Genomic DNA, 22,019 nt, shown 5'->3' with positions numbered 1-22,019 from the left:
AACCTGTGACCCTCTGCTTGTAAGGCAGATGCTCTCCCAGCTGAGCTATGCTTCCGTAATATAATGGTGACCCCTAGGGGAATCGAACCCCTGTTACCACCGTGAAAGGGTGGTGTCTTGACCGCTTGACCAAGGGGCCTAGGTTTCTTTTGTTTTGCTGCGCTCTCCCGAGCACATTACCTATAATACCTAAAAATATATATAGTGTCAACACTTTTTTTAAATTTTTTTTATATATTTTTTATTATGTATTTTTATTTTCCCTTAAACCAGCATTTTTACTTGCTTTTCAGGCTTTTTAATTTTTTCTATTGCCATACCATATCTCGCTAAAATATCTTCTTTTTCTTTAATTTCTTTACTTATTTTTTTTATTTCAAAAGAACAAATTTCAAAAAATTCTTCTTTATTCAATTCTTCTACTTTTATATTAAAACCACTTTTTTTAAAATTTTGGCCACTTGCCATAATTTTTAAAGGTATAGTTTCATTGATGACACATAAAATTTCTTTTTCCCAAATTCCTCTTTTATTAATAATATATTTATCACGTAACAAATTAAGGTTTTTAAATTCAACTTCAAATTCCTCTTCTATAGTATCTAAAATAGCTTTATATAAAGTAACTGAAATTCCTCTATTTAATTTAATTTTTAAAAAGTCACCATATTTAATTAGAAACTCATCTAGTTCATTCTCAGTAATAAACTCAACTGAATCTTTATTAAAAACCTTTATCCCTGAACTTCCTGGATAATTAACTACTACTTGCTCATAGTTCATTCTTCTTAATTTAAATTCTTTATCATAATCTTCTAAATTAGAATTTATTATCTTAACTTTCATTAACTTCACCTCTATTTTTAGTATTCCTAAAATTTATTGATTTATTATTATTCTACAATTACATAATTATTATTGCAGAACATAATACAAAACATTAATATAGTTAGTAATTAGTAGTTTTGAGTTAGTAGTTTAATGATTAAACTTCTATGAAGTTTCTAAAAAATACATTTTTTAAAATTCAGCCATACTGAATTTATTCATTAACTCCTAACTTCTAATCTACTAACTCCAAACTAATCGAAAGGGGTGTTTTAATTGCATCATGATTTAATAATTGTTGGCGGTGGAGCTTCTGGATTAATCGCTGCTATTACTGCTAAAGATTTTGGAATAGATGTGGCTATAGTTGAAGGAACTGATAGAATCGGTAAAAAGATTTTAACTACCGGTAATGGTAGATGTAATATATCTAATAATTGTATTAAACCACCATTTACTAACTACCATAGCTCTAATTTAGACTTTCAATTTTGTGCTTTAGAAAAATTATCACTTGAAGATACAAAAAACTTTTTCTTATCTTTAGGGCTTCCTATTGTTGCCCTTCCTAGTGGAAAACTTTATCCACAATCCTTACAAGCTTCTTCCGTTGTGGATATTTTAAAAATGTCACTAGAAGATAGAAATATACCTTTATACACAGGCTGCAAAATAAAAGATATCCACAAGGATAAATCTTTTAAGTTATCCACAAGCAATGAAGAATATAAATTATTCACAGCTAACAACGTTGTTTTAGCTTGCGGAGGAAAAACTGCTCCAAAGACTGGATCCGATGGTAGTGGATATAAACTAGCAAAATCTCTTGGACATTCAATCACTTCATTAGTGCCTGGAATAGTGCAATTAAAGCTAGATTATAATCACTTAAAAGCATTATCAGGAATAAAGTTTGATGGATATGCAACTCTTTTAGTTAATGATGAACCTATAAAAAAGGATTTTGGTGAAATATTATTTACTGACTATGGAATATCAGGGCCACCTATACTTCAAATTTCAGCTTTAGCCTCTCAGAATATATTTAATAAAAATAAAACTGAAGTTTTAGTAGATTTAATGCCTAGTTATACAACAGAAGAATTAGAAGACTTTATAGAATGCCATTTTGCATTAATTGCTCACAGACCAGTAATCAATGCATTAATTGGTGTAGTTAATAAAAAATTAATTCCTGTATTACTAAAAGAGTGTGGAATTATGAACCTTCAAATACCTTGCTATGAACTTTCGTGGCAAGAAAAGAAAAGGTTAATTAGCACATTAAAAGGTTGGAAATTTACTTGTACTGGTACTAACGACTTTAATCAAGCTCAAGTTACTGTTGGAGGAGTTAATACCACAGATATTAATTATACTACTTTAGAATCTAAACTTGTTTCAAATCTTTACTTTTGTGGTGAAATCTTAGATGTTCACGGTGATTGTGGTGGATTTAACTTACAATGGGCTTGGAGCTCTGGCTATACTGTTGCACAATCAATTGCACAAAAAAAACTAAACTGCTAAGCAGTTTAGTTTTTTAATTTTATCCATTTACTTTTTAGTATTGAAAGTTCTGTACCTTCTGCATTTTCTATTTTGTGTAATATTATTAATTCATCATTCTCTTCTCTTAATTCATCTTCTCTTAATTCATATGATGCTATTATTTCAGATCCATATTTGCATTCTTTTTCAAAAACCACACTAAGATCCCTTAATTCATAATTCAATACAATTTCTAAAGGAAGTGATTCAACTGCCCATTCAACATATTTAACGTTATTTACATGCATATTTGAATCTATATCTCCATATCTAACCTTAAAGAACTCTTTATTAGTTGATTGCTGTACTTTTTCTAACCTTTCAATTTTAATATCTGATTTTTCATTCAAATCTACCCCATATGCAACATACTGGTCATCAGGTATTCTTACAGCTCTTCTTTTATCTATATTAATTAATAAGAAAATTCCTTCTCCATCAACTATTTTTTCATTATTTTCATCATATATTTCATATGCTCTTGAAGCATAAAACTTTTTAAAACTTTTAGCCTTAGTAATTACCTTAATTTTTTCGCCAAACTTAGGATATCTTTTTACACTTATATCATATCTATAAAAAACCCAGGCTAGTCTTCTCTCTGTTAAATAATCAATTCCAACACCTAAGCCCTCTGATTGAACTGTTCCTATATCACAAAAATAATTAATTATGGATGACATTTTACAATCTAATTTATAGTTTACTTCATAATAATGAATTTCATATTCTTTTTCTGTTTTTATTCCCATTTTACACCCGCCTTTATTAAATCATAAAAAATAAAAGTTTTATCTAAAAAGAACCCATCTTAAATGGGTTCTTTTATACTATTATTTATTTAAAGCTTCTAACAATTCCTCTAGCTTTATTCCATGAACATAAGCTGCTTCTTCAATTGTTTCTGCTTGAGCTGATGGACACCCAACGCATCCCATTCCAAAACTCATTAAAACTTCAGCCTTACTTTCATTTATTTTAATCACTTCACCAATTGTCATATCTTTAGTTATCATAGATATCACCTATCCTCTTTTATAAAATAGCTACTAAAACTATTTTATATGAAATAAATATAATTTTCAAATATATCTTTAATATAAACTAGTCAGTCCACTATTGATTTGATTTACAACAGAATTAATATCTATCCCATACTTTGTAGCAACATCTGATAAAGTAGAAAATTGATTTTCTGTAATAGCATATGTAGGAATTCCATAACTCATTAAAATATTTGCAGCAACGGGATTTTCACACATTATATCACTTAAAGTTGTATATTGATCAATCATAATATTCACCTCTTAAAATTAGACTTATTAGTATTCTTCTCTTAGATAATGAATATTATTCAAGAAAAAAAGAACTATATTAAAAGTTAATATAGTTCTTTCACGTTAACCAATTATAATGGTTTTACTCTCATTGTTTGATCTCTTCTTGGCCCTACTGATACTATAGAAATTCTAGTGTCTGTTAATTCTTCTATTCTTTCTAAGTACTTTCTTGCATTTGGATGTAATTCTTCATAGCTTCTAGCTTCTGCTACACTTTCATCCCATCCATCAAATTCTTCATAAATAGGTTCACATTTTGCTAAATCTTCTAAGCTAGCTGGGAAGTAATCAATAACTTCATCATTAAACTTATATCCTACACACATCATAACCTTTTCTAATCCAGCTAATGTATCTATCTTTGTTACTGCTAATGAAGTTAATCCACTTACTCTAACTGAAGTCTTTAAAATAACTATATCAAGCCAACCACATCTTCTTGATCTACCTGTAGTTACTCCATACTCGTGTCCTTTTTCTCTAATCCATTCACCAGTTTCATTTTCTAATTCTGTTGGGAAAGGTCCTTTACCAACTCTTGTTGTATAAGCCTTAGCTATACCTACAGCATTAGTAATCATATTTGGTCCTATACCAACACCATTAGATACTCCCCCTGCAGTAGTGTTTGATGATGTTACATATGGATATGTACCATAGTCAATGTCTAATAACATTCCTTGTGCGCCTTCAAATAAAACTGTTTTATCATCTTTAATTTCGTTATAAACTCTTACTGATGTATCTTTTACAAATGGCTTTAATTTTTCACCATATTTAGAATACTCTTCATATATTTCTTCAAAGTTTAGCGCTTCTCCACCAAGAACATTAACTATATATTTATTCTTCATTTCGATGTTTTCTTTAAGCTTTTCTTTAAATACTTCTTTATCTATAAGATCACAAACTCTTATACCACATCTTTCAAACTTATCTGTATAGCAAGGTCCAATTCCTTTACCAGTAGTTCCGATATCATTTTTTCCTCTTGCTTTTTCTTTTAATTTGTCTAATACCTTATGATACGGCATAATTATGTGTGCTCTATCACTTACTATTAACTTTTCTGGAGTTACTTTAACTCCCTCTTCTTTCAAATAATCAATTTCTGAAAAGAAAGCTATAGGATCTACAACTACACCATTTCCTATTACATTAAGCTTTTCATCGTGTAATATACCTGATGGTATTAAGTGAAGTTTATATTGCTTATCTCCAACCTCTACTGTATGACCTGCATTGTTACCACCTTGATATCTAACAACTACATTTGCCTCTTCAGCTAGGTAGTCTGTCATTTTCCCTTTACCTTCATCTCCCCATTGAGCTCCTAAAACAATAAATGCTGACATTTATACATTGCCTCCTTTTAAGACTTACTAAATAGATTATATTGCATTATAATCCTATATATCATGGTATCAAAGTAATTGCAAAATTTCAACATTTCTACGAATATTTTTTTGCTTTATAATTCTATAATTCGTATAATAATGTTATAAGTATATTTTAAAAGGAGTCTTATTATGAATATTTATGAAGAATCATTAAAGTTTCACAAAGAATTAAAAGGTAAGTTGGAAATATCTTCAAGAGTGAAAGTAAGAAATGAAAAAGATTTATCTCTTGCTTATACTCCAGGTGTTGCTGAACCTTGTAAAGAAATACATAAGGATCCATCAACAGCCCATCTATACACTAGAAAGTGGAACACAGTTGCTGTTATTTCCGATGGTACTGCAGTTCTAGGGCTTGGTGATATTGGACCATTAGCTTCGTTACCTGTTATGGAAGGTAAATCTATATTATTCAAGGAATTTGCCGACGTTGATGCTTTTCCTATAGTTTTAGATACAAAAGAAGTTGATGAAATTGTTGAAACAGTAGTTAGAATTGCTCCTACTTTAGGTGGAATAAATTTAGAAGATATATCTGCACCTAGATGTTTTGAAATTGAAAAGAAGCTAAAAGAAAGATTAAATATACCTGTTTTCCACGATGATCAACATGGAACAGCTATTATTGTTTTATCTGGATTAATAAATGCATTAAAAATAGTTAATAAAAATATAGGAGATTTAAAAATAGTTGTTAATGGAGCTGGTTCTGCTGGTACTGCTATAACTAAACTTTTACTATCTTATGGAGCAAAAAATATAATCGTATGTGATAGAGATGGAGCTTTAAACAGAGATACTGATTATACAAACAGCTACTTTACTGAGCTTTCTAATATAACAAATCCAAATAATGAATCTGGAACATTAAAAGATGTTATTCAGAATGCTGATGTATTCATAGGTGTTTCTGCTCCTAATATAGTATCAAAAGAAATGGTTTCTTCAATGAATACTGATGCTATTTTATTTGCTATGGCTAATCCTACACCAGAAATCTTCCCTGAAGATGCTAAAGAAGCAGGCGCTAAAGTAATTGGTACAGGACGTTCTGATTTCCCTAACCAAATTAATAATGTATTAGCCTTCCCTGGAATATTCAGAGGTGCTTTAGATGTTAGAGCTACTGAAATTAATGAAGAAATGAAAATAGCTGCTGCTCATGCAATTGCTAATTCCGTTTCTGATGAAGAACTTAATCCAAATTATATTATCCCTAAAGCTTTTAATTTAGAAGTTCAAAAAAGAGTTGCTGAAGCAGTTAAAGATGCTGCTATAAAAAGTGGAGCTGCAACTATATAAATCATAGTAATAACGAAAAAACAAATGTTATATTTCCGAGAATTAATGAAATCTCATCTTGAATACAACATTTGTTTTTTCTATTTATTCTGATTGACCTATACAGTAAAACTATCTTTATCACCTATTGATAATCTAGCTAATTTCACGTTAGTATCCTAACTACATTCTTTCTACACTTTCCATTCCTAGTAGCTCTAGGCCTTGTTCTAAAACATCTTTAACAAGATTTATTAAGCTTAACCAAGATAATTTTTTAGCTTCATCTTCTTCAGATAATATTCTTGTATCATTATAGAACTTATTAAAGTTATTAGATAGCTCATAGATAAATTCACATATCTTATGAGGAGCTCTATCTCTAAAGCTTAACTCTATAACTTCATTAAATTTAGCTAATTGAAGCATTAAAGCTCTTTCTGATTCGCTTTGAGGTACTAAAATGCTATTTTCTGCATTAAAGCCTTCTGCTTTATTTAATATAGATTTAATTCTTACTATTGTATATAAAATATATGGTCCAGTATTTCCTTCAAATGAAGCAAATCTATCTATATCAAATACATAGTCCTTAGATGCTTGATTTGATAAATCTCCATATTTTAATGCAGCTAATCCTACTTTTGAAGATATTTCTTCAACGTCTTCTTCTGCTATATTTTTATTATCCTTAAGTTTTTCTTTACCAGCCTCTTTAATCATGCTTATTAAGTCAGCAAGTCTCATTACTCCACCTTCACGAGTCTTAAATGGCTTACCATCTTTTCCATTCATAGTACCAAATCCTATGAAATCTAAAACAGTATTCTCATTAGCTATTCCTGATTTTTTAGCAGCTCTAAAGAATTGTTCATAGTGAAGTCCTTGTCTCTTATCTGCTAAGTATATTATTTCATCAGCCTTCATATCTCTAACTCTTTCTACAACTGTAGCTAAGTCAGTAGTTCCATATAAAGATGCTCCATCTGATTTTAATAATAATAGTGGTGGAACTGGACTCTTATCAGTTTCTTCACTTACATCAAATACTAAAGCTCCTTCACTTTCCTTAGCAAATCCTTTTTGCTTTAATTCTTCTATCATTGCTGGAATTAATTTTTGTGCATCACTTTCACCATTCCATAATTCGAAGCTTACATCTAATGCTCCATAGTTTTTCTTTAAATCAGCAACTGAAACATTTAATATATGCTTCCATAAAGCCACATACCCTCTTCTACCTTGTTGAAGTTCAACAGTAGCTTGCTTTGCAGCTTCCATTACTTTTTCATCACTCTTAGCTAGCTTACTTGCATATGGATATATATCTTCTAGTTCATCGATTGTAAATGGTGCTTCTACAGGATATTCTCCAGTAAAGTTTGCATCAAAATATGGTAAAGAAGGATTTCTTCTTTCAACTTCTGATATTACCATTCCCATTTGAAGACCCCAGTCTCCTAAATGAACATCACCAACAACATCATGACCTAAAAATTTAGCAATTCTCTTTATACTTTCACCTATTATTGCTGATCTTAAATGCCCTATATGTAAAGGCTTAGCAACATTAGCTCCACCGTAATCAACAACAATCTTTTTTACTTCTGTAGTTTTTGAAACACCATAGTTTTCATCTTTTTTCATTTCATTAACATAATCTATTAAGAATTCATCATTAATATTCATGTTAATAAATCCTGGTGCTACAGCTTCTAATTTTGAAAACATCTTATTATCATTTAATTTTTCAACAACCTCTTGCGCTATTATCATTGGTGCTTTTTTATGCTTTTTAGCATTTGCTAAAGCCCCATTACATTGATATTGACATAGGTCAGGTCTATTAGATACATTTACCCTACCTGTTTCTCTTTCATATCCAAGTTCTTCAAAAGCACTTTTAACTACATCATTTATTTTTTCAATAAATATTTTCATAACTTTACCTCCTTATTGTCTTAAAAATATAAAAAATCCGCCTCTTTTCATACAAAGAGACGGAATATTTCCGTGGTACCACTCAATTTAACTAAAAAATTTAGTTCACTCAAAACTTTAACGCAGTTAACGGCTTACCCTCATATAGTATTAACTTATACTCAAGCAGCTTCTCCAAGTTCCTCTTCCTTATTCTATATTTTATAGGGCTTACACTCTATCCCTACTCGCTGTAAAATACACCTGAATAAGTACTCTTCTTTTCATAGAATTTTATATTCTTAATTATTTCATTATAATAAAAATTTATTCATTATTTAATATTATATATGTTTAATTAATACATTTCCACAATAAATTTTTCAAATAATAAATTCATTACATGTTTCTAGATTTGTCTGCACACTTTTCAACTGCACTTATTACAGTATTTCTAAATCCATTCTTTTCAAGATCTATTACAGCTTCAATAGTAGTTCCGCTTGGTGAGCAAACCTCATCTTTAAGTACTCCTGGATGCTTTCCTGTTTCTAAGGCTAATTTTGCTGAACCTAAAATCGCCTGTTCTGCTAATTTATAAGCCTTTGTTCTAGGTAATCCAAGCTTAACTCCTGCATCAGCCATTGCTTCAATAAACATAAATACATAAGCTGGTGAAGAACCACATAATGCAATAAAGGCATGAAAATCCTTTTCTTCAAGCACTTCATATTTACCAAATAAATTGTATAAACTACCTACATAATTCAATTCATTTTCTGTTATATTTAAATTTGGGCAAATAGCAGACATACCTTCACCAACTAAAGCTGGTGTATTTGGCATTGTTCTAACTATTTTAATTTCTTTGCCAAACCATTCTTCAATTTGATTTATTGTAACCCCTGCAGCAATTGAAATAATAATTACCTCATCCTTAATTAAATCTTTTATCTCTTCAATAACTTCTTTAAAGAAATACGGCTTAACAGCCAAAAATAGCACATCAACTTCACTAGCAACTTCCTTATTATCAGTAGTTGATTTTACACCATATTCCTGATTAATTTTTTCTGCAGATGCCTTACTTTTTGTAGAAACTATAATATTATCATTAATAATATTATCAGCCTTAACTAAAGACCCTAACATAGCCTTACCCATGTTTCCACAACCTATAAATCCAATTTTTCTATTCATACAACACCCCACCCTTATTTTAGTTAATAGTTTTGAGTTAGTAGCTTTAGTTCTAATCTGAATTTATTACTAAACTACTAACTATATTAAAACTACTAACGCTATTCTTTGTGTACTAACTCTAAATCAGCGAACTTAGAGTGAGCACCAATCCATGCCATCTTAACAGTTCCAACTGGGCCGTTTCTTTGCTTAGCTATAATACATTCACCAATACCCTTTTCTTCAGTTTCTTTATTATAGTATTCATCTCTATATAAGAACATAACAACATCGGCGTCCTGCTCAATTGATCCAGATTCTCTTAAGTCAGATAGCATTGGTCTATGATCGGCTCTTTGCTCTGGAGCACGAGATAACTGAGATAATGCTATTACTGGACATTCCATTTCCTTTGCTAATGCTTTAATAGATCTTGAAATTTCAGATACTTCTTGTTGTCTATTATCACTACCAGCACTACCAGACATAAGCTGTAAATAGTCAATAAGAATCATATCAATTCCATGTTCCATCTTTATCTTTCTGCATTTAGACCTCATATCCATAACACTTATACCAGCAGTATCATCAATATAAATTCTTGCACTGGCTAAAGGCCCTGTTGCCCTTGCTATTCTCTCCCAATCGTCATCTTCTAAATTACCTGTTCTAAGCTTTAACATATCAACATTTGCCTGAGAACATAATAACTTATATGCTAATTGCTCCTTAGACATTTCCAGTGAGAATATTACTACACTTTTACCTTCTTTTAATGCTGCATTTTCCGCAATATTTAAAGAGAATGTGGTTTTTCCCATAGATGGTCTAGCTGCAATTAGAACCATATCCCCCTTTTGGAATCCAGATGTTTTTGCATCCAAATCCTTTATTCCAGATCCAACACCTGTTATTGCTCCTCTATTATTAAATAATCTTTCTATTTCTAAAAATCCTCTTTCAAGAACATTTGAAAGTGATTCATATTCTTTAGAGTCCTTCTTTTCAGCTATATCAAAAACCTTTTTTTGAGCTAAATCAATTACCTTTTCTACATCTCCTCCATTATTGTAACTTTCTTCAATAATAGATGTTGAAGCTTTTATTAACCTTCTTAATGTAGATTTTTCTTCTACTATCTTTATATATGAGCTTAAGTTAGCTGTTGTTGGTACAGATGCACTTAACTCAGATATATATGTAACTCCCCCTGCTTTATCAAGCATATCAGTAGTTTTTAAATACTCCAATATAGTAACTAAGTCTACAGCCATATCTTTAGCATACATTTCTTTAATAGCTTTATATATAGCCTTATGACCATCCCTATAGAAATCATCTTCATTAAGCTTTTCTAAAACTTGAGCAATGGCACTTTTATCTATTATCATTGCTCCTATAACAGATTGTTCTGCCTCAATACTTTGCGGTAAACTTCTCATCATAGGTGATTCCATAAGCAACCTACCTCCAAATTTGTAATTAGATAAATTTAATTACTTTTTATTTATTATAAACTTATTATACAAAAAGTTAATTTTAGTAGCAATTTGAATAATAAATATATTTCTTCACATAATAAAATTAAGCTTCCCACTATAGGAAGCTTAATCTACATTACTTCTCAAATACTATCTCCATAAGTTCCTCTATATGATTTATAGATTTAACTTCTATATCCTCAAGTCCTAGAGGAACTTCCTTTTCATTATCCTTAGGGATAGCAACAAGTTTAATTCCCTTTCTTCTAGCACCATATATCTTTTCAAATATACCGCCAACTGGTTTTACATTTCCTCTTAAAGAAATTTCTCCAGTGATAGCAATGTCTTGACGAATAGGTCTCTCTGTAAGAGCACTTATTATACAAACTGTAATAGCCGCTCCAGCTGAAGGTCCGTCAATCTTTCCTCCACCAATTACATTTACATGAATATCATAATCATTAATATCCATATTAGTTATCTTTCTTATTACTGATGCAGCATTAAATACAGAATCCTTAGCCATAGAACCTGCCGTATCATTAAATTTGATAGTTCCATGCCCCTTTTTCTTAGCTGGGAACACAGTTGATTCTATTTCTATTGTAGAACCTAAGAACCCACTTACGCCTAATCCATATACATGCCCTATTTCACCTTTATCTAAATTATCTATTCTTTCAAATGGCGAATATCTTCCAATTGAAATAACTTCTTCAACATCTTTTAATGTTATTTCATTTTTTGACTCTTCTCCATTTTGATTAAATAAAGAATATCCATATGCATCAGCTAATATATTTACAGCTTTTCTACCTTCAATAGTATATTGACTAATTAGTCTAGCAACGCCATCTTCAAGCTTTACATTTAGCTTTTCAGATGCATTATTCACTATTCCTTCAATATCTTTAGATGATAAAGGTTCAAAATAAACCTCTGTACATCTTGATCTTAAAGCAGGATTTATTTGACTTGGATCTTTTGTAGTTGCACCAATTAATACAAAATCAGCAGGTGCTCCCTTATCAAATAAATATCTTATATATTCAGGAATATTTTCATCATCTGGATCATAGTAAGAAGATGAAAACTCAACTCTCTTATCTTCTAAAACCTTTAATAATTTATTTTGAAGTATTTCATCTAATTCACCAATTTCATCAATGAATAATACCCCTCCATGTGCCTCAGTAACTAATCCAGTCTTTGGCTCTGGAACACCTACTTCAGCTAAATCTCTTTTACTTCCTTGATAAATAGGATCATGTACAGATCCTAATAAAGGATTTGTTATTTCTCTTGGATCCCATCTTAATGTAGTTCCATCAACTTCAACAAATTTTGAATCTTCATCAAATGGAGTAAACTTTAAATTCTTAGCAGCTTCTAATGCAAGCCTTGCAGCAGAAGTTTTACCAACCCCTGGTGGCCCATAAAGAATTATGTGCTGAGGATATGGTGAAGACATTTTTGAAATTAATGATCTTACAGCTCTCTCTTGCCCTACTACTTCTTCAAAGTTTTCAGGTCTTAAAAGTGACATAACATTTTTATTAATATGCTTTGCATCTAACTTTTCTAATCTCTCTAACTTAGCTGTAGTTTTAGTATTCTCTTTTCCCTTTTGCTTCTTTATTATAGAAACTCTAAGTTCATCCATAAACTTATCTTGTCTTTCGACTAAAGCTTTTTCAACATCAGCTTCTATTTTATTTTGCACATATTTCTTGGCTATATTTTCTGATATCCAATAAACAATATCTTCTAAAGACTTTTCTAATTCTTCATCAGAAGGTACAACCTTAGCTCCATTTCCATCAGATGCTATAACATCTAATGCATATACTCTTTCATTTATATTTGTTGAATTAACATACTTCTGTAACTTAAATCTTATAGTTCTAGCTCTAATTGCACCTTCATCTAAAACATTTTTAAGTACATCAAATAGTACATTAACCTTTACTTCTATTGGCAAGTTTTCTTCTAAAAGATCTTCTAACCTTGCTTCTTTGTTATATAAATCCAATGTTAATCCTCCTTATTGTTTCGGAACAATATTAACTTTCATTTTTGTAGATACTTCTGGGTATAGTTTAACTTCAACTTCGTATGTTCCTGCAACCTTTATAGTATTTACAACAATCTTCTTTTTATCTATTGATAAATTGAATTGGCTATTTATTACTTCAGCCACATCCTTGTTAGTTATTGCTCCAAATAATCTGCCGTTATCTCCAGCTTTAGCATTTATAGTAACTTCCTTACCTTTTAATTCGGCCGCTAATTTTTGAGCTGCTTCTAATTCAGCAAGTTTTTTCTTTCTTTCATTTTCTTTCTTAGCATTTACAACATGTAATGCATTTGCAGTTGCTTCTTCTGCTAATTTCCTTGGAAATAAATAATTTCTTGCATATCCATCTGATGCTTCTATAACATCACCTTTTTTACCCATTTTTTTAACATCTTGTAGTAAAATTACTTTCATTTTATACACCTATCCTTTAATGTTTTATTCCTTAAGCTCTAAATGCTTATTAATTGCCTCTTTCAACACATTAACTGCTTCTTCTATTGTACCTTCTACTTTAGCGCCAGCCATATTCATATGGCCTCCTCCGCCAAGTTCTTCTAATATAACTTGAACATTAACTTCCCCAGTAGATCTTCCACTAATATTAATTGAATCATTTATTTTACATAAAACAAAACATACATCTATTCCTGATATTCCCAATAATTCATCTGCAGCTCTTGCTACTATAACAGTATTATTTACGCTTTCAGGGCAAACTGCAATAGCTAAATTTTCATGAACTTCTGCGCTTTTTATAGTGTCCGATATAAGTAAGTAGTCCTCTAAACTATCGGTAAACATTTTTTTAACCTCAATAGTATCTGCACCTAATGATCTTAAAAATGCAGCTGCATCGAAGGTTCTAACCCCTGATTTAAATTGGAATCCTTTTGTATCCATAAAAATTCCACCTAAAAGTCCTTCTGCTACTATCTTAGGTATTCTTGGCTTTTGTAGCATATATTGAATTAATTCTGTTACCATTTCTGAAGTAGACGATGCATATACTTCTATATAATTTAATAATGCTCCCTCTATTATGTCAGGACTTCTTCTATGATGATCTATAATTATCTTTCTACTAATCTTTTCAGTAATACCTATATTATTCACGTATCCTTTATTATGCACATCTACTATAATTAATAACGTTTTTTCATTAATATTTTTTTCTGCTTCGTCACTAGATATAAATAAATTATCATATTTATCATCCTTTTTAAGCTTTGTCATATAATAATCAATTGCAGTAGTATCATTATCAATTATAATATTGCAATTCTTACCTAGCTGTCTTATAGCTGACCATAGCCCAACAGATGCGCCTAACGAATCCATATCGGGGTTTTTATGACCAATAATGAATATATTACTGCTTTCAAATATTAGCTCTCTTACAGCTTGCGCAATTACTCTTGCTCTTACTCTAGTTCTTTTTTCTAATTCACGAGTATTTCCCCCAAAGAAGCTTATTTTTTCATTATTTTTAATAACTACTTGATCTCCACCCCTACCTAATGCCAATTCTCGTGCTGTCATTGCGTTGTTATAATTTTCCTGAGGATTATCTCCACCTCTACCAATTCCAATACTTAAAGTAACTTCTAACTTATTACCTCTATCTATACTCGAAATCTTATCTAAAATATTAAACTTACAATTAATTTCATCATTTATATATTTATCTTGCACTGATAAACAATACTTATTATATTCATACTTAACAATCATAGCTTTTAATTTTTTACTATAAGAATTTATTTCCTTCTCAACTTCAGCCGCTAACATAGGCCTATTTGCTTCATCAGTTCGCTCTAATGCTTCTGATAAATTATCTACCTCAATTAACATTATGCTTTCTCTTGTTGAATATAAATCTCTTAAATTACTTACCTCATTAAAATATACTAAATATTTCGATTCATTATATTTAATATTTTCATCACTTATATTGTTAGCGTATATACTATAAAAAGAATCCTTTATCTTTACTCTTTGGCTTAAATCTTTGTCACACTTTAATAACTTATGTAAATCAAGATTTCTACCTATACTAAGTATATTTTGCTCCTGTAAATCTAACAAATTTAATTCTTCTTTTAATCTTTTATTAGCCCAAAGTATATTTCCCTCATTATCAATTAAAGCTATAGGATATGACATATTAGAAATATTATCATTTATATTATGCTTAATCTTATCAGTTAGATTATTAAACTTATTATTGTTTAGTTCTTTATCAATATTTAAATATTCTTTAAATGCTACATATATAATTAATATAATACTAGCTATATAAAAATATCCAAAATAATAAAGTATTATTGCAAAAATACTAACTATAATTGCTATTAATAAAGACCTATACATTTTGAGCTTTTGTTTCATAAAAGCCTCCTAAATTTTATATTAATAACGTCCCTTGATATGATTTTGAAGTTTTGTTAAACTTTTACCTTCTTTTTCATATTCATGTTCTTCCGCTATACCTAATTTTAATTTTTTTCTTAATTCATCATCTACTTCATTACAACTATACCCCAATTTTTGAGCTAAAACATATAAAATTAAAATAGCTCCTGCTATACAATTTAATATAGAATCCTTTGCAACATTCGTTCCTCTCGTTAATAATGAAAAGAATTCTCCTATAATACATAATAAATTAGCTTTAAGCTCTTCTATTATTTTTATATTTGCCATAATATTCAATTCTTCTTTTTTCTTCACTAAATTCTCACCTCTATTCAATACCTTGTATTTATATTTTAATTATTTTTCTATATTATTGCAACTAAATAGGGGTGTTTATTACAAATTATGTAATTTTTTTCTTATATAAAAATAAAAGCCCCTGACAACCCAGGGGCTAATAAACTAATTACTATTCAGTTGTGAATGGTAATAAAGCTATGTTTCTTGATTTCTTTATTGCAACAGTTAATTGTCTTTGGTGTTTAGCGCAAGTTCCAGAAATTCTTCTTGGAAGAATCTTGCCTCTTTCTGTAACAAACTTTCTTAGTTTGTTGATATCTTTGTAATCTATTGATTCTGCCTTATCTACACAGAAAGCACATACTTTTCTCTTAGATCTTCTCATCTTTCCACCAGATCTTTTCATATCTCTCATGGTTGTTTCCTCCTTATTAAAATAATTAGACTTTTTTAGAATGGCATATCTCCATCATCAACTGGAGTCATGTCTCCAAATCCCATATCTGGGCTTTCACTTGGAGTATTCCAAGTAGTATCAGAATTTCTTGAGTAAGAATTGTTATTACCTTCACCTGAACCTGAACCTATGAACTCGAAACTTTCTACAGCTACATCAGTTGTGTATCTCTTAGTTCCATCTTGAGCATCATAACTACCTGTTCTTATACTTCCAGTAACAGCTATTTGCCTACCCTTTGTAAGATATTGTGTAATTGTCTCGCCAGTTTTTCCAAATGCTACACAATTTATAAAATCTGTTTCATCTTTTTTAAATTGTCTATTGATAGCTACAGTAAATCTGCAAACTGCAGTACCGCTACCAGCTGCATATCTTAATTCTGGGTCTTTTGTAAGTCTACCAATAAGTATAACTTTATTCATTCAAATACACCTCTTACGCTTCGTTTTTAACGATTATGTGTCTTATAACACCATCAGTAATTCTGAAAACTCTGTCTAATTCTTTTGGTAATTCAGAACCAGCTTCGAAGTTAATTAAAGTATAATAACCTTCGCTAACTTTGTTTATTTCGTAAGCAAGTTTTCTCTTACCCCAGAAATCAACATTTTCAACTTTTCCTCCACCGTTTTCTATAACACCTTGGAATTTTTCGATGTTAGCCTTAACAGCTTCTTCATCAAATGATGGGTGTAATATAAATATAGTTTCGTACTTTCTCATCATTTTCACCTCCTTTGGACTTAACGGCTACATTTTACTGTAGCAGGGATTACAATTAAAAATTTTATCACTTTATGTTACACTTTTCAAGTATTTTTATTTCAATTATTAGTTTTAACAACCTTTTTTGCATCTTTTTGGAACTTTAAGCGTGGAATCATTACTATTCTTCCACAGCCTACACATTTAATTTTAATATCTGCGCCTAATCTTATTACCTCAAATTCTTTACTTCCGCAAGGATGCTGCTTTTTCATTTCAACAATATCGCCTAAATCAAATGTTTCAATCATTTATTTTACCCCCAGCTTTATTTAGTTAATAGTTTTGAGTTAAAAGTTATTAATGAAAACTCTCATGAGTTTCTTAATAATATATTTTTAAAATCCTGCCCTGAGAATTTATTACTTAACTACTGACTATTAATTATTAATTATTTCTCGTTTACTATAACAGTTTTAGGATATGGGATTTCTATACCAGCTTTATCTAATGCCATTTTTATTTCTTTTCTTAGCTCTCTCTCCATTTCCCATTGACTTAAAGGAACTGACCTTCCAATTACTCTAATCGTAACTCCTGATGCATTTAAAGAAAGTACTCCTAATACTTGTATATCACCTCTAAGCTCATCTGCATGCCTTTCTTGAAAGCTTATATTAACTTTTTTAATTAACTCTATAGTTTCATCTATATTTTCTTCATAAGCGATTTCAACATCTACTATGAATCTAATATCACCCCTAGAATGATTCGTAACCTCTAAAACTGTCCCATTTGGGATTAAATGTAAATCTCCAGTAAAATCTCTAAGAACTGTTGTTCTTATCCCAATACTTTCAACTATTCCTTCAAATTGTCCAATTGTTACATAATCTCCTATTCCATATTGATCCTCAAATAAAATAAAAAATCCATTAATTAAATCCTTAACTAAACTTTGAGCTCCAATACCAATTGCAAATCCACCTGCACTTGCTAATGCTACTGGTATTCTTGTTAAAATATCATATAGCATTGATCCTATACCAATAATATATACCGTATATTTTAGTACACTTTTAAGAACTTCTCCTATAGTTATCGCTTTCTGTGGCTCTAATGAAAAACTAGTTTTACTTCTTACTTGTCTATCAACAAATTTATTAATTAATTTATTTCCTATTCTAATAGAAAAATACATTATAATAGCTATAAAAATAATTGTTATAATTTTTTCTATTATTAAATCTAAATTTATTCTTTTAATAAAAAAGTCAACCGTTTTATTTCTGTAATTATCCCAATCTATAACTGCATACATTATGTCACCCCTTTACTCTATTTTACTAAAGTATATTGAGCCTCATCTCTTTTATATACATTTTTAAACTCAACTATATTATTTTCAATTATATTGTTTACTACTTCTTCATTTTCAATTCTTACACAAATTCCACAGCTTTGAGTTATTACTGTAGGTGTTGGCATAATTCTAAATTTATAATTTAATTCACTTAGTTTTTTTTCAGCAGTCATTGCATTATGAGTATTTTTAAATACTATAATATAATAATTCATTTCTTTTCCCTCCTTTTATTAAACGTCATTTAATTATATTATAACGTTTTTTTTATTTTTATAAATATTTAATACCTTATTTATTTATTACATAATTTACTAAATATTATTGCATTTTTATTTATTTATTCTATTATAATATGTAGATACATTTATTATAAATTTTCTTATAATTTACAATAATAAAAGTTTAAAGGAGTAGCATATGAAAGTTTATTTAGATAATGGTAGCACATCTTTTCCTAAACCAAAAGTTGTTGCTGATTCAATATATAATTACTTAACTAACGTTGGTGGTAATCCTGGGCGATCTAATCATCCAAAATCATTGGCAGCAAATAGAGTGTTATATGATACAAGAGAAAAAATCTGTAATTTTTTTAATTTTAACAAAGCTGAAAATGTTATTTTTACTAATAATATTACATCATCATTAAATATTCTACTTAATGGAATCATTAAACCAGGAGATCATGTTATTACTTCATCAATGGAGCATAACTCCGTAATCAGACCTTTATATAATCTATCTCAAAATTTTAATATTGAATTAGATATAGCTCAAGCAAACTCTCAAGGAATAACCAATGTTGAAACTATAAAAAAACTTATTAGACCTAATACAAAATTAATAGTAATTACTCATGCTTCAAATGTAACAGGTTCTATTCAACCCATAAAGCAAATAGGCGAAATATGTAAAGAAAATAATATCTATTTCATATTAGATAGTGCGCAAAGTGCTGGTGTTCTTAATATTGATTTTAATGAATTTTCATTAAATGCATTAGCTTTTACTGGACATAAAAGTCTTCTTGGTCCCCAAGGAATTGGTGGATTTATCATCGATGACAAATTAAATAAAATTTGTACTCCTAGCATTTTAGGGGGTACAGGTAGTCTATCTCATTCTTTAACTCAACCTGATTTCTTACCTGATAAGTTTGAATCTGGTACATTAAATATTCCTGGAATAATTGGATTATCTGAAGCTATTGAATTTATAAATAATGAAGGCCTAAATACTATTTATGAACATAATAGTTACTTAAGATCGTTTTTAATTTCCGGATTGTTAAATATTCCTAATTATAATATTAGTGGTGCTTTAGATAGAGACCTTGCTACATCTTGTGTTTCTATAACTCATTCAAAATTAGATGTAAGCGAATTATCATATATATTAGATTCAGACTTTAACATTAGTAATAGAAGCGGATTGCATTGTGCTCCTCTAGCACATAAAACTATCGGCACTTTCCCTAATGGTACTGTTAGATTAAGTATTGGATATTTTAATACCGTTGAGGAAATAAAATACACCTTAGATTGCTTAAATAAAATTAATAATATTTATAAATAATTTTATATTAAATGAATAGGTTACATTATTCTTGTCGATACTTTCAATAGGAGGGTTTATGATATGGATAATTGTTTCGAATTAGACTCATTATCACCTAATTCCCATCATGAATTAGGTGAATATTTATATATAAAATTAAAAAATATTATTGCTGAAAATCGACCTATAATTTTTTTATGTATAGGTACTGATCGTGCAACAGGAGATTCATTGGGGCCTTTAATTGGTTATAAACTTAAAAATTTATCATATAAAAATATTTATGTATATGGTTCATTAGAATATCCTGTACATTCTGTTAATCTAATAGATATTTTAAATAAAATTGATTCTAATTTTAAAAATCCTTTTATTATTGGAATAGATGCCTCGTTAGGCAATGTACAACAAATTGGTAAGATATTTATTGAAGATTTGCCATTACACCCTGGTTTAGCCTTAAATAAAGACTTACCTAGTGTAGGGGAAATGAGCATAAAAGGCGTTGTAAATATATCTGGTAATTTAGACTTTATGATGCTTCAAAATACTAGATTATTTGTTGTTATGTCTTTAGCAGATTGTATATCTAATGGAATTAAGCATTTCATTAATAAAGCCCTTTCGAATAATACCATGTTATCTTATGATTAATTCCATTAATATAAATATAAAAATAACATGGTTATAATAAATAAATTTATTATAACCATGTTATTTTAATTTTTACTATTAATAGCTTCATTTAGTACATGAATTTCTTCCTCTGATAAATCATATCTTGATATTCCCTTATCTATAGGTTTTGCATAAGTTGTACTATCATGTCTTGAATAGATTCCTGTTATAATAACCCCATCATTGAATGAATCTAATATCGCTACTGAGAAACTTAAATCACTTCCAACATCCTCAAAGGCTTTATATCTCATAATAGCAATTTTATTTACACATCCCTTCATTTTTTCAGAAAGTGTCTTACATTCATTAATAGCTATTTCTGACTGTTCAAGGGCTTTTTCAATATTATCTAAATTATCATTTAATGCATCCTCTAAATTTTTATTATTAACGCCTCTCATCATCTTTCTATACTTTTTTTCAAGTTTATTTACAGATGATAATAATATCATAGTCATTATAAATAATAATAATGTAATTATCGCTAATCCTATTATTATAAAGATTGAATATTGATTAATTATATTTATTATGCTGTCCATCTTCTGCTTCTTCCCTTCAAATGTTTCACGTGAAACATTTATAAATTAATTATCTCTAGTATTCTTTGCAAATCTTCTTCAGAATAGTATTCAATCTCAATTTTCCCCTTATTATTTTTATTAGTTATGTTAACCTTAGTACCAAAATAATTTTCTAACCTTTCAGTTACATCTTTATAATAAGGATTATTTTCTTTTCGAGATTTATTTTTAGATCGACCAGAATCATCTTTTAATTTTCTAATCATAATTTCTAATTCTCTTACTGATAGTTTATCATCAATAACATTTTGAGCTAATTCACATTGAAGTTTACTGTCGGTAATAGCCAATAAAGCTCTTCCATGACCTTCAGATATGACTCCCTCAATAATATATTGTTGAACATCATCACTTAAATTTAATAACCTTAAAGTATTAGTTATAGCAACACGTGACTTACCTATTCTCTTGCTTAATTGCTCCTGAGTTAAACTAAAATCACTTATTAACCTTTTATATGCAGTAGCTTCTTCTATAGAATTTAAATCTTCTCTTTGAATATTTTCAATTAAAGATATTTCTAATACTTGTTTTTCAGTCAAATCCATTACTACAGCTGGAACTTCTTTTATTCCTATTGATTTTGCAGCTCTCCATCTTCTTTCTCCAGCAACAATTACATATTCACTATTATCCTTTTTTAATATTAAAGGTTGTACTATGCCATTGCTTTTTATTGATTCTGCTAACTCCATAATTCTTTCGTCATCAAATCTTTTTCTTGGTTGACTATCATTATTTTTAATTAGATTAATATCAATTAATGTATATCCTTCATTTTTACTTTCAACTTTAGTTTCTTTTTTTTCTAAAATCATAGTATCTTCAGGTATAAGAGCATTCAGACCTTTACCTAATCCAAACTTTTTACTCATATTTCTCAAC

24 protein-coding genes, 1 tRNA gene and 1 other annotated feature are annotated in these 22,019 nt (G+C 29.3%); of the genes, 4 read left to right on the top strand and 21 right to left on the bottom strand.

Annotated features, from left to right (window positions below; translation table 11 throughout):
- Positions 1 to 64 precede the first annotated feature (64 nt).
- Both I4V63_RS13775 and I4V63_RS13770 read right to left on the bottom strand, forming a co-directional pair.
- Positions 65 to 139: transfer RNA gene (locus I4V63_RS13775), tRNA-Glu, on the bottom strand.
- Between the two features lie 125 nt (positions 140 to 264).
- A complete protein-coding gene (locus I4V63_RS13770) occupies positions 265 to 846 on the bottom strand; it encodes a hypothetical protein (protein WP_196001811.1) in 582 nt (193 codons plus the stop codon).
- Positions 847 to 1,104: 258 nt separating this feature from the next.
- Here I4V63_RS13770 and I4V63_RS13765 point away from each other — a divergent pair, with 258 nt between their 5' ends.
- Positions 1,105 to 2,358 (top strand): NAD(P)/FAD-dependent oxidoreductase, encoded by a 1,254-nt coding sequence (locus tag I4V63_RS13765; protein ID WP_196001810.1) that lies wholly within the window; start codon positions 1,105 to 1,107, stop codon positions 2,356 to 2,358.
- Positions 2,359 to 2,363: 5 nt separating this feature from the next.
- Here I4V63_RS13765 and I4V63_RS13760 read toward each other — a convergent pair whose 3' ends face one another.
- The 4 genes from I4V63_RS13760 to I4V63_RS13745 all read right to left on the bottom strand — a co-directional run bounded on the left by I4V63_RS13760 (position 2,364) and on the right by I4V63_RS13745 (position 5,074).
- On the bottom strand, positions 2,364 to 3,131 hold the full coding sequence (locus I4V63_RS13760) for an acyl-ACP thioesterase domain-containing protein (protein ID WP_196001809.1): 768 nt from the start codon (positions 3,129 to 3,131) through the stop codon (positions 2,364 to 2,366).
- Positions 3,132 to 3,212: 81 nt separating this feature from the next.
- On the bottom strand, positions 3,213 to 3,395 hold the full coding sequence (locus I4V63_RS13755) for a DUF1858 domain-containing protein (protein WP_042397278.1): 183 nt from the start codon (positions 3,393 to 3,395) through the stop codon (positions 3,213 to 3,215).
- A 78-nt stretch (positions 3,396 to 3,473) separates the two neighbouring features.
- Complete coding sequence (locus I4V63_RS13750) at positions 3,474 to 3,674, bottom strand: hypothetical protein (protein ID WP_196001808.1); 201 nt, start codon at positions 3,672 to 3,674, stop codon at positions 3,474 to 3,476.
- Between the two features lie 113 nt (positions 3,675 to 3,787).
- Entirely contained in the window at positions 3,788 to 5,074 is a 1,287-nt protein-coding gene (locus tag I4V63_RS13745) for an adenylosuccinate synthase (RefSeq protein WP_196001807.1), read from the bottom strand.
- Positions 5,075 to 5,248: 174 nt separating this feature from the next.
- On the opposite strand from I4V63_RS13745, the gene I4V63_RS13740 reads away from it, so the two are divergent.
- A complete protein-coding gene (locus I4V63_RS13740) occupies positions 5,249 to 6,421 on the top strand; it encodes a malic enzyme-like NAD(P)-binding protein (RefSeq protein WP_196001806.1) in 1,173 nt (390 codons plus the stop codon).
- Positions 6,422 to 6,583: 162 nt separating this feature from the next.
- On the opposite strand, the gene argS is transcribed toward I4V63_RS13740, so the two are convergent.
- The 13 genes from argS to I4V63_RS13675 form a co-directional block, all read right to left on the bottom strand.
- Positions 6,584 to 8,341, bottom strand: a complete 1,758-nt coding sequence (argS, locus tag I4V63_RS13735; protein ID WP_196001805.1) for an arginine--tRNA ligase — start codon at positions 8,339 to 8,341, stop codon at positions 6,584 to 6,586.
- A gap of 52 nt (positions 8,342 to 8,393) precedes the next feature.
- Positions 8,394 to 8,617, bottom strand: a binding site (T-box leader).
- A 102-nt stretch (positions 8,618 to 8,719) separates the two neighbouring features.
- Positions 8,720 to 9,520, bottom strand: a complete 801-nt coding sequence (proC, locus tag I4V63_RS13730) for a pyrroline-5-carboxylate reductase (protein ID WP_196001804.1) — start codon at positions 9,518 to 9,520, stop codon at positions 8,720 to 8,722.
- A gap of 101 nt (positions 9,521 to 9,621) precedes the next feature.
- The gene (locus I4V63_RS13725; protein WP_196001803.1) at positions 9,622 to 10,959 is read right to left on the bottom strand and encodes a replicative DNA helicase; all 1,338 of its coding nucleotides are present in this window, start codon (positions 10,957 to 10,959) and stop codon (positions 9,622 to 9,624) included.
- A 160-nt stretch (positions 10,960 to 11,119) separates the two neighbouring features.
- Positions 11,120 to 13,018, bottom strand: coding sequence for a Lon family ATP-dependent protease (lonC, locus tag I4V63_RS13720; RefSeq protein ID WP_196001802.1), 1,899 nt, complete (start codon positions 13,016 to 13,018; stop codon positions 11,120 to 11,122).
- A gap of 12 nt (positions 13,019 to 13,030) precedes the next feature.
- On the bottom strand, positions 13,031 to 13,477 hold the full coding sequence (gene rplI, locus I4V63_RS13715) for a 50S ribosomal protein L9 (RefSeq protein WP_042397251.1): 447 nt from the start codon (positions 13,475 to 13,477) through the stop codon (positions 13,031 to 13,033).
- Positions 13,478 to 13,501: 24 nt separating this feature from the next.
- A complete protein-coding gene (locus I4V63_RS13710) occupies positions 13,502 to 15,454 on the bottom strand; it encodes a DHH family phosphoesterase (protein WP_196001801.1) in 1,953 nt (650 codons plus the stop codon).
- Between the two features lie 21 nt (positions 15,455 to 15,475).
- A complete protein-coding gene (locus I4V63_RS13705; RefSeq protein WP_196001814.1) occupies positions 15,476 to 15,769 on the bottom strand; it encodes a MazG-like family protein in 294 nt (97 codons plus the stop codon).
- A gap of 181 nt (positions 15,770 to 15,950) precedes the next feature.
- Positions 15,951 to 16,196, bottom strand: coding sequence for a 30S ribosomal protein S18 (gene rpsR / locus I4V63_RS13700; protein WP_196001800.1), 246 nt, complete (start codon positions 16,194 to 16,196; stop codon positions 15,951 to 15,953).
- A gap of 35 nt (positions 16,197 to 16,231) precedes the next feature.
- Positions 16,232 to 16,663, bottom strand: coding sequence for a single-stranded DNA-binding protein (ssb, locus tag I4V63_RS13695; protein WP_196001799.1), 432 nt, complete (start codon positions 16,661 to 16,663; stop codon positions 16,232 to 16,234).
- Positions 16,664 to 16,676: 13 nt separating this feature from the next.
- A complete protein-coding gene (gene rpsF / locus I4V63_RS13690; RefSeq protein ID WP_196001813.1) occupies positions 16,677 to 16,964 on the bottom strand; it encodes a 30S ribosomal protein S6 in 288 nt (95 codons plus the stop codon).
- 101 nt (positions 16,965 to 17,065) lie between these two features.
- Positions 17,066 to 17,257 (bottom strand): DUF951 domain-containing protein, encoded by a 192-nt coding sequence (locus tag I4V63_RS13685; RefSeq protein WP_042397236.1) that lies wholly within the window; start codon positions 17,255 to 17,257, stop codon positions 17,066 to 17,068.
- Positions 17,258 to 17,397: 140 nt separating this feature from the next.
- Positions 17,398 to 18,267 (bottom strand): mechanosensitive ion channel family protein, encoded by an 870-nt coding sequence (locus I4V63_RS13680; protein ID WP_196001798.1) that lies wholly within the window; start codon positions 18,265 to 18,267, stop codon positions 17,398 to 17,400.
- A gap of 17 nt (positions 18,268 to 18,284) precedes the next feature.
- On the bottom strand, positions 18,285 to 18,524 hold the full coding sequence (locus I4V63_RS13675) for a DUF3343 domain-containing protein (RefSeq protein ID WP_196001797.1): 240 nt from the start codon (positions 18,522 to 18,524) through the stop codon (positions 18,285 to 18,287).
- Positions 18,525 to 18,729: 205 nt separating this feature from the next.
- Here I4V63_RS13675 and I4V63_RS13670 point away from each other — a divergent pair, with 205 nt between their 5' ends.
- Together I4V63_RS13670 and yyaC are read left to right on the top strand one after the other, a co-directional pair.
- Positions 18,730 to 19,887: an aminotransferase class V-fold PLP-dependent enzyme gene (locus tag I4V63_RS13670; protein ID WP_196001796.1), complete on the top strand. Its 1,158-nt coding sequence runs from the start codon at positions 18,730 to 18,732 to the stop codon at positions 19,885 to 19,887.
- 63 nt (positions 19,888 to 19,950) lie between these two features.
- Complete coding sequence (gene yyaC / locus I4V63_RS13665; RefSeq protein ID WP_196001795.1) at positions 19,951 to 20,523, top strand: spore protease YyaC; 573 nt, start codon at positions 19,951 to 19,953, stop codon at positions 20,521 to 20,523.
- A gap of 65 nt (positions 20,524 to 20,588) precedes the next feature.
- Here yyaC and I4V63_RS13660 read toward each other — a convergent pair whose 3' ends face one another.
- Both I4V63_RS13660 and I4V63_RS13655 read right to left on the bottom strand, forming a co-directional pair.
- On the bottom strand, positions 20,589 to 21,092 hold the full coding sequence (locus I4V63_RS13660) for a DUF4446 family protein (protein ID WP_196001794.1): 504 nt from the start codon (positions 21,090 to 21,092) through the stop codon (positions 20,589 to 20,591).
- 38 nt (positions 21,093 to 21,130) lie between these two features.
- Complete coding sequence (locus tag I4V63_RS13655; RefSeq protein ID WP_196001793.1) at positions 21,131 to 22,009, bottom strand: ParB/RepB/Spo0J family partition protein; 879 nt, start codon at positions 22,007 to 22,009, stop codon at positions 21,131 to 21,133.
- Positions 22,010 to 22,019 lie beyond the last annotated feature (10 nt).

This window comes from Clostridium sp. 1001271B_151109_B4 (genome assembly GCF_015670405.1).
GTDB lineage: Bacteria > Bacillota > Clostridia > Clostridiales > Clostridiaceae > Clostridium.
Note: the sequence above shows the minus strand (reverse complement) of the source record. Positions and strands in the feature narration are given on the sequence as shown.

What these genes read in the sequence shown, in the direction of transcription:
- I4V63_RS13770 (WP_196001811.1), bottom strand. Translation starts at nt 846, where the DNA reads ATGAAAGTTAAGATAATAAATTCTAATTTAGAAGATTATGATAAAGAA.
- I4V63_RS13760 (WP_196001809.1), bottom strand. Translation starts at nt 3,131, where the DNA reads ATGGGAATAAAAACAGAAAAAGAATATGAAATTCATTATTATGAAGTA.
- I4V63_RS13755 (WP_042397278.1), bottom strand. Translation starts at nt 3,395, where the DNA reads ATGATAACTAAAGATATGACAATTGGTGAAGTGATTAAAATAAATGAA.
- I4V63_RS13750 (WP_196001808.1), bottom strand. Translation starts at nt 3,674, where the DNA reads ATGATTGATCAATATACAACTTTAAGTGATATAATGTGTGAAAATCCC.
- I4V63_RS13745 (WP_196001807.1), bottom strand. Translation starts at nt 5,074, where the DNA reads ATGTCAGCATTTATTGTTTTAGGAGCTCAATGGGGAGATGAAGGTAAA.
- I4V63_RS13740 (WP_196001806.1), top strand. Translation starts at nt 5,249, where the DNA reads ATGAATATTTATGAAGAATCATTAAAGTTTCACAAAGAATTAAAAGGT.
- argS (WP_196001805.1), bottom strand. Translation starts at nt 8,341, where the DNA reads ATGAAAATATTTATTGAAAAAATAAATGATGTAGTTAAAAGTGCTTTT.
- proC (WP_196001804.1), bottom strand. Translation starts at nt 9,520, where the DNA reads ATGAATAGAAAAATTGGATTTATAGGTTGTGGAAACATGGGTAAGGCT.
- I4V63_RS13725 (WP_196001803.1), bottom strand. Translation starts at nt 10,959, where the DNA reads ATGGAATCACCTATGATGAGAAGTTTACCGCAAAGTATTGAGGCAGAA.
- rplI (WP_042397251.1), bottom strand. Translation starts at nt 13,477, where the DNA reads ATGAAAGTAATTTTACTACAAGATGTTAAAAAAATGGGTAAAAAAGGT.
- I4V63_RS13710 (WP_196001801.1), bottom strand. Translation starts at nt 15,454, where the DNA reads ATGAAACAAAAGCTCAAAATGTATAGGTCTTTATTAATAGCAATTATA.
- I4V63_RS13705 (WP_196001814.1), bottom strand. Translation starts at nt 15,769, where the DNA reads ATGGCAAATATAAAAATAATAGAAGAGCTTAAAGCTAATTTATTATGT.
- rpsR (WP_196001800.1), bottom strand. Translation starts at nt 16,196, where the DNA reads ATGAGAGATATGAAAAGATCTGGTGGAAAGATGAGAAGATCTAAGAGA.
- ssb (WP_196001799.1), bottom strand. Translation starts at nt 16,663, where the DNA reads ATGAATAAAGTTATACTTATTGGTAGACTTACAAAAGACCCAGAATTA.
- rpsF (WP_196001813.1), bottom strand. Translation starts at nt 16,964, where the DNA reads ATGAGAAAGTACGAAACTATATTTATATTACACCCATCATTTGATGAA.
- I4V63_RS13685 (WP_042397236.1), bottom strand. Translation starts at nt 17,257, where the DNA reads ATGATTGAAACATTTGATTTAGGCGATATTGTTGAAATGAAAAAGCAG.
- I4V63_RS13680 (WP_196001798.1), bottom strand. Translation starts at nt 18,267, where the DNA reads ATGTATGCAGTTATAGATTGGGATAATTACAGAAATAAAACGGTTGAC.
- I4V63_RS13675 (WP_196001797.1), bottom strand. Translation starts at nt 18,524, where the DNA reads ATGAATTATTATATTATAGTATTTAAAAATACTCATAATGCAATGACT.
- I4V63_RS13670 (WP_196001796.1), top strand. Translation starts at nt 18,730, where the DNA reads ATGAAAGTTTATTTAGATAATGGTAGCACATCTTTTCCTAAACCAAAA.
- yyaC (WP_196001795.1), top strand. Translation starts at nt 19,951, where the DNA reads ATGGATAATTGTTTCGAATTAGACTCATTATCACCTAATTCCCATCAT.
- I4V63_RS13660 (WP_196001794.1), bottom strand. Translation starts at nt 21,092, where the DNA reads ATGGACAGCATAATAAATATAATTAATCAATATTCAATCTTTATAATA.
- I4V63_RS13655 (WP_196001793.1), bottom strand. Translation starts at nt 22,009, where the DNA reads ATGAGTAAAAAGTTTGGATTAGGTAAAGGTCTGAATGCTCTTATACCT.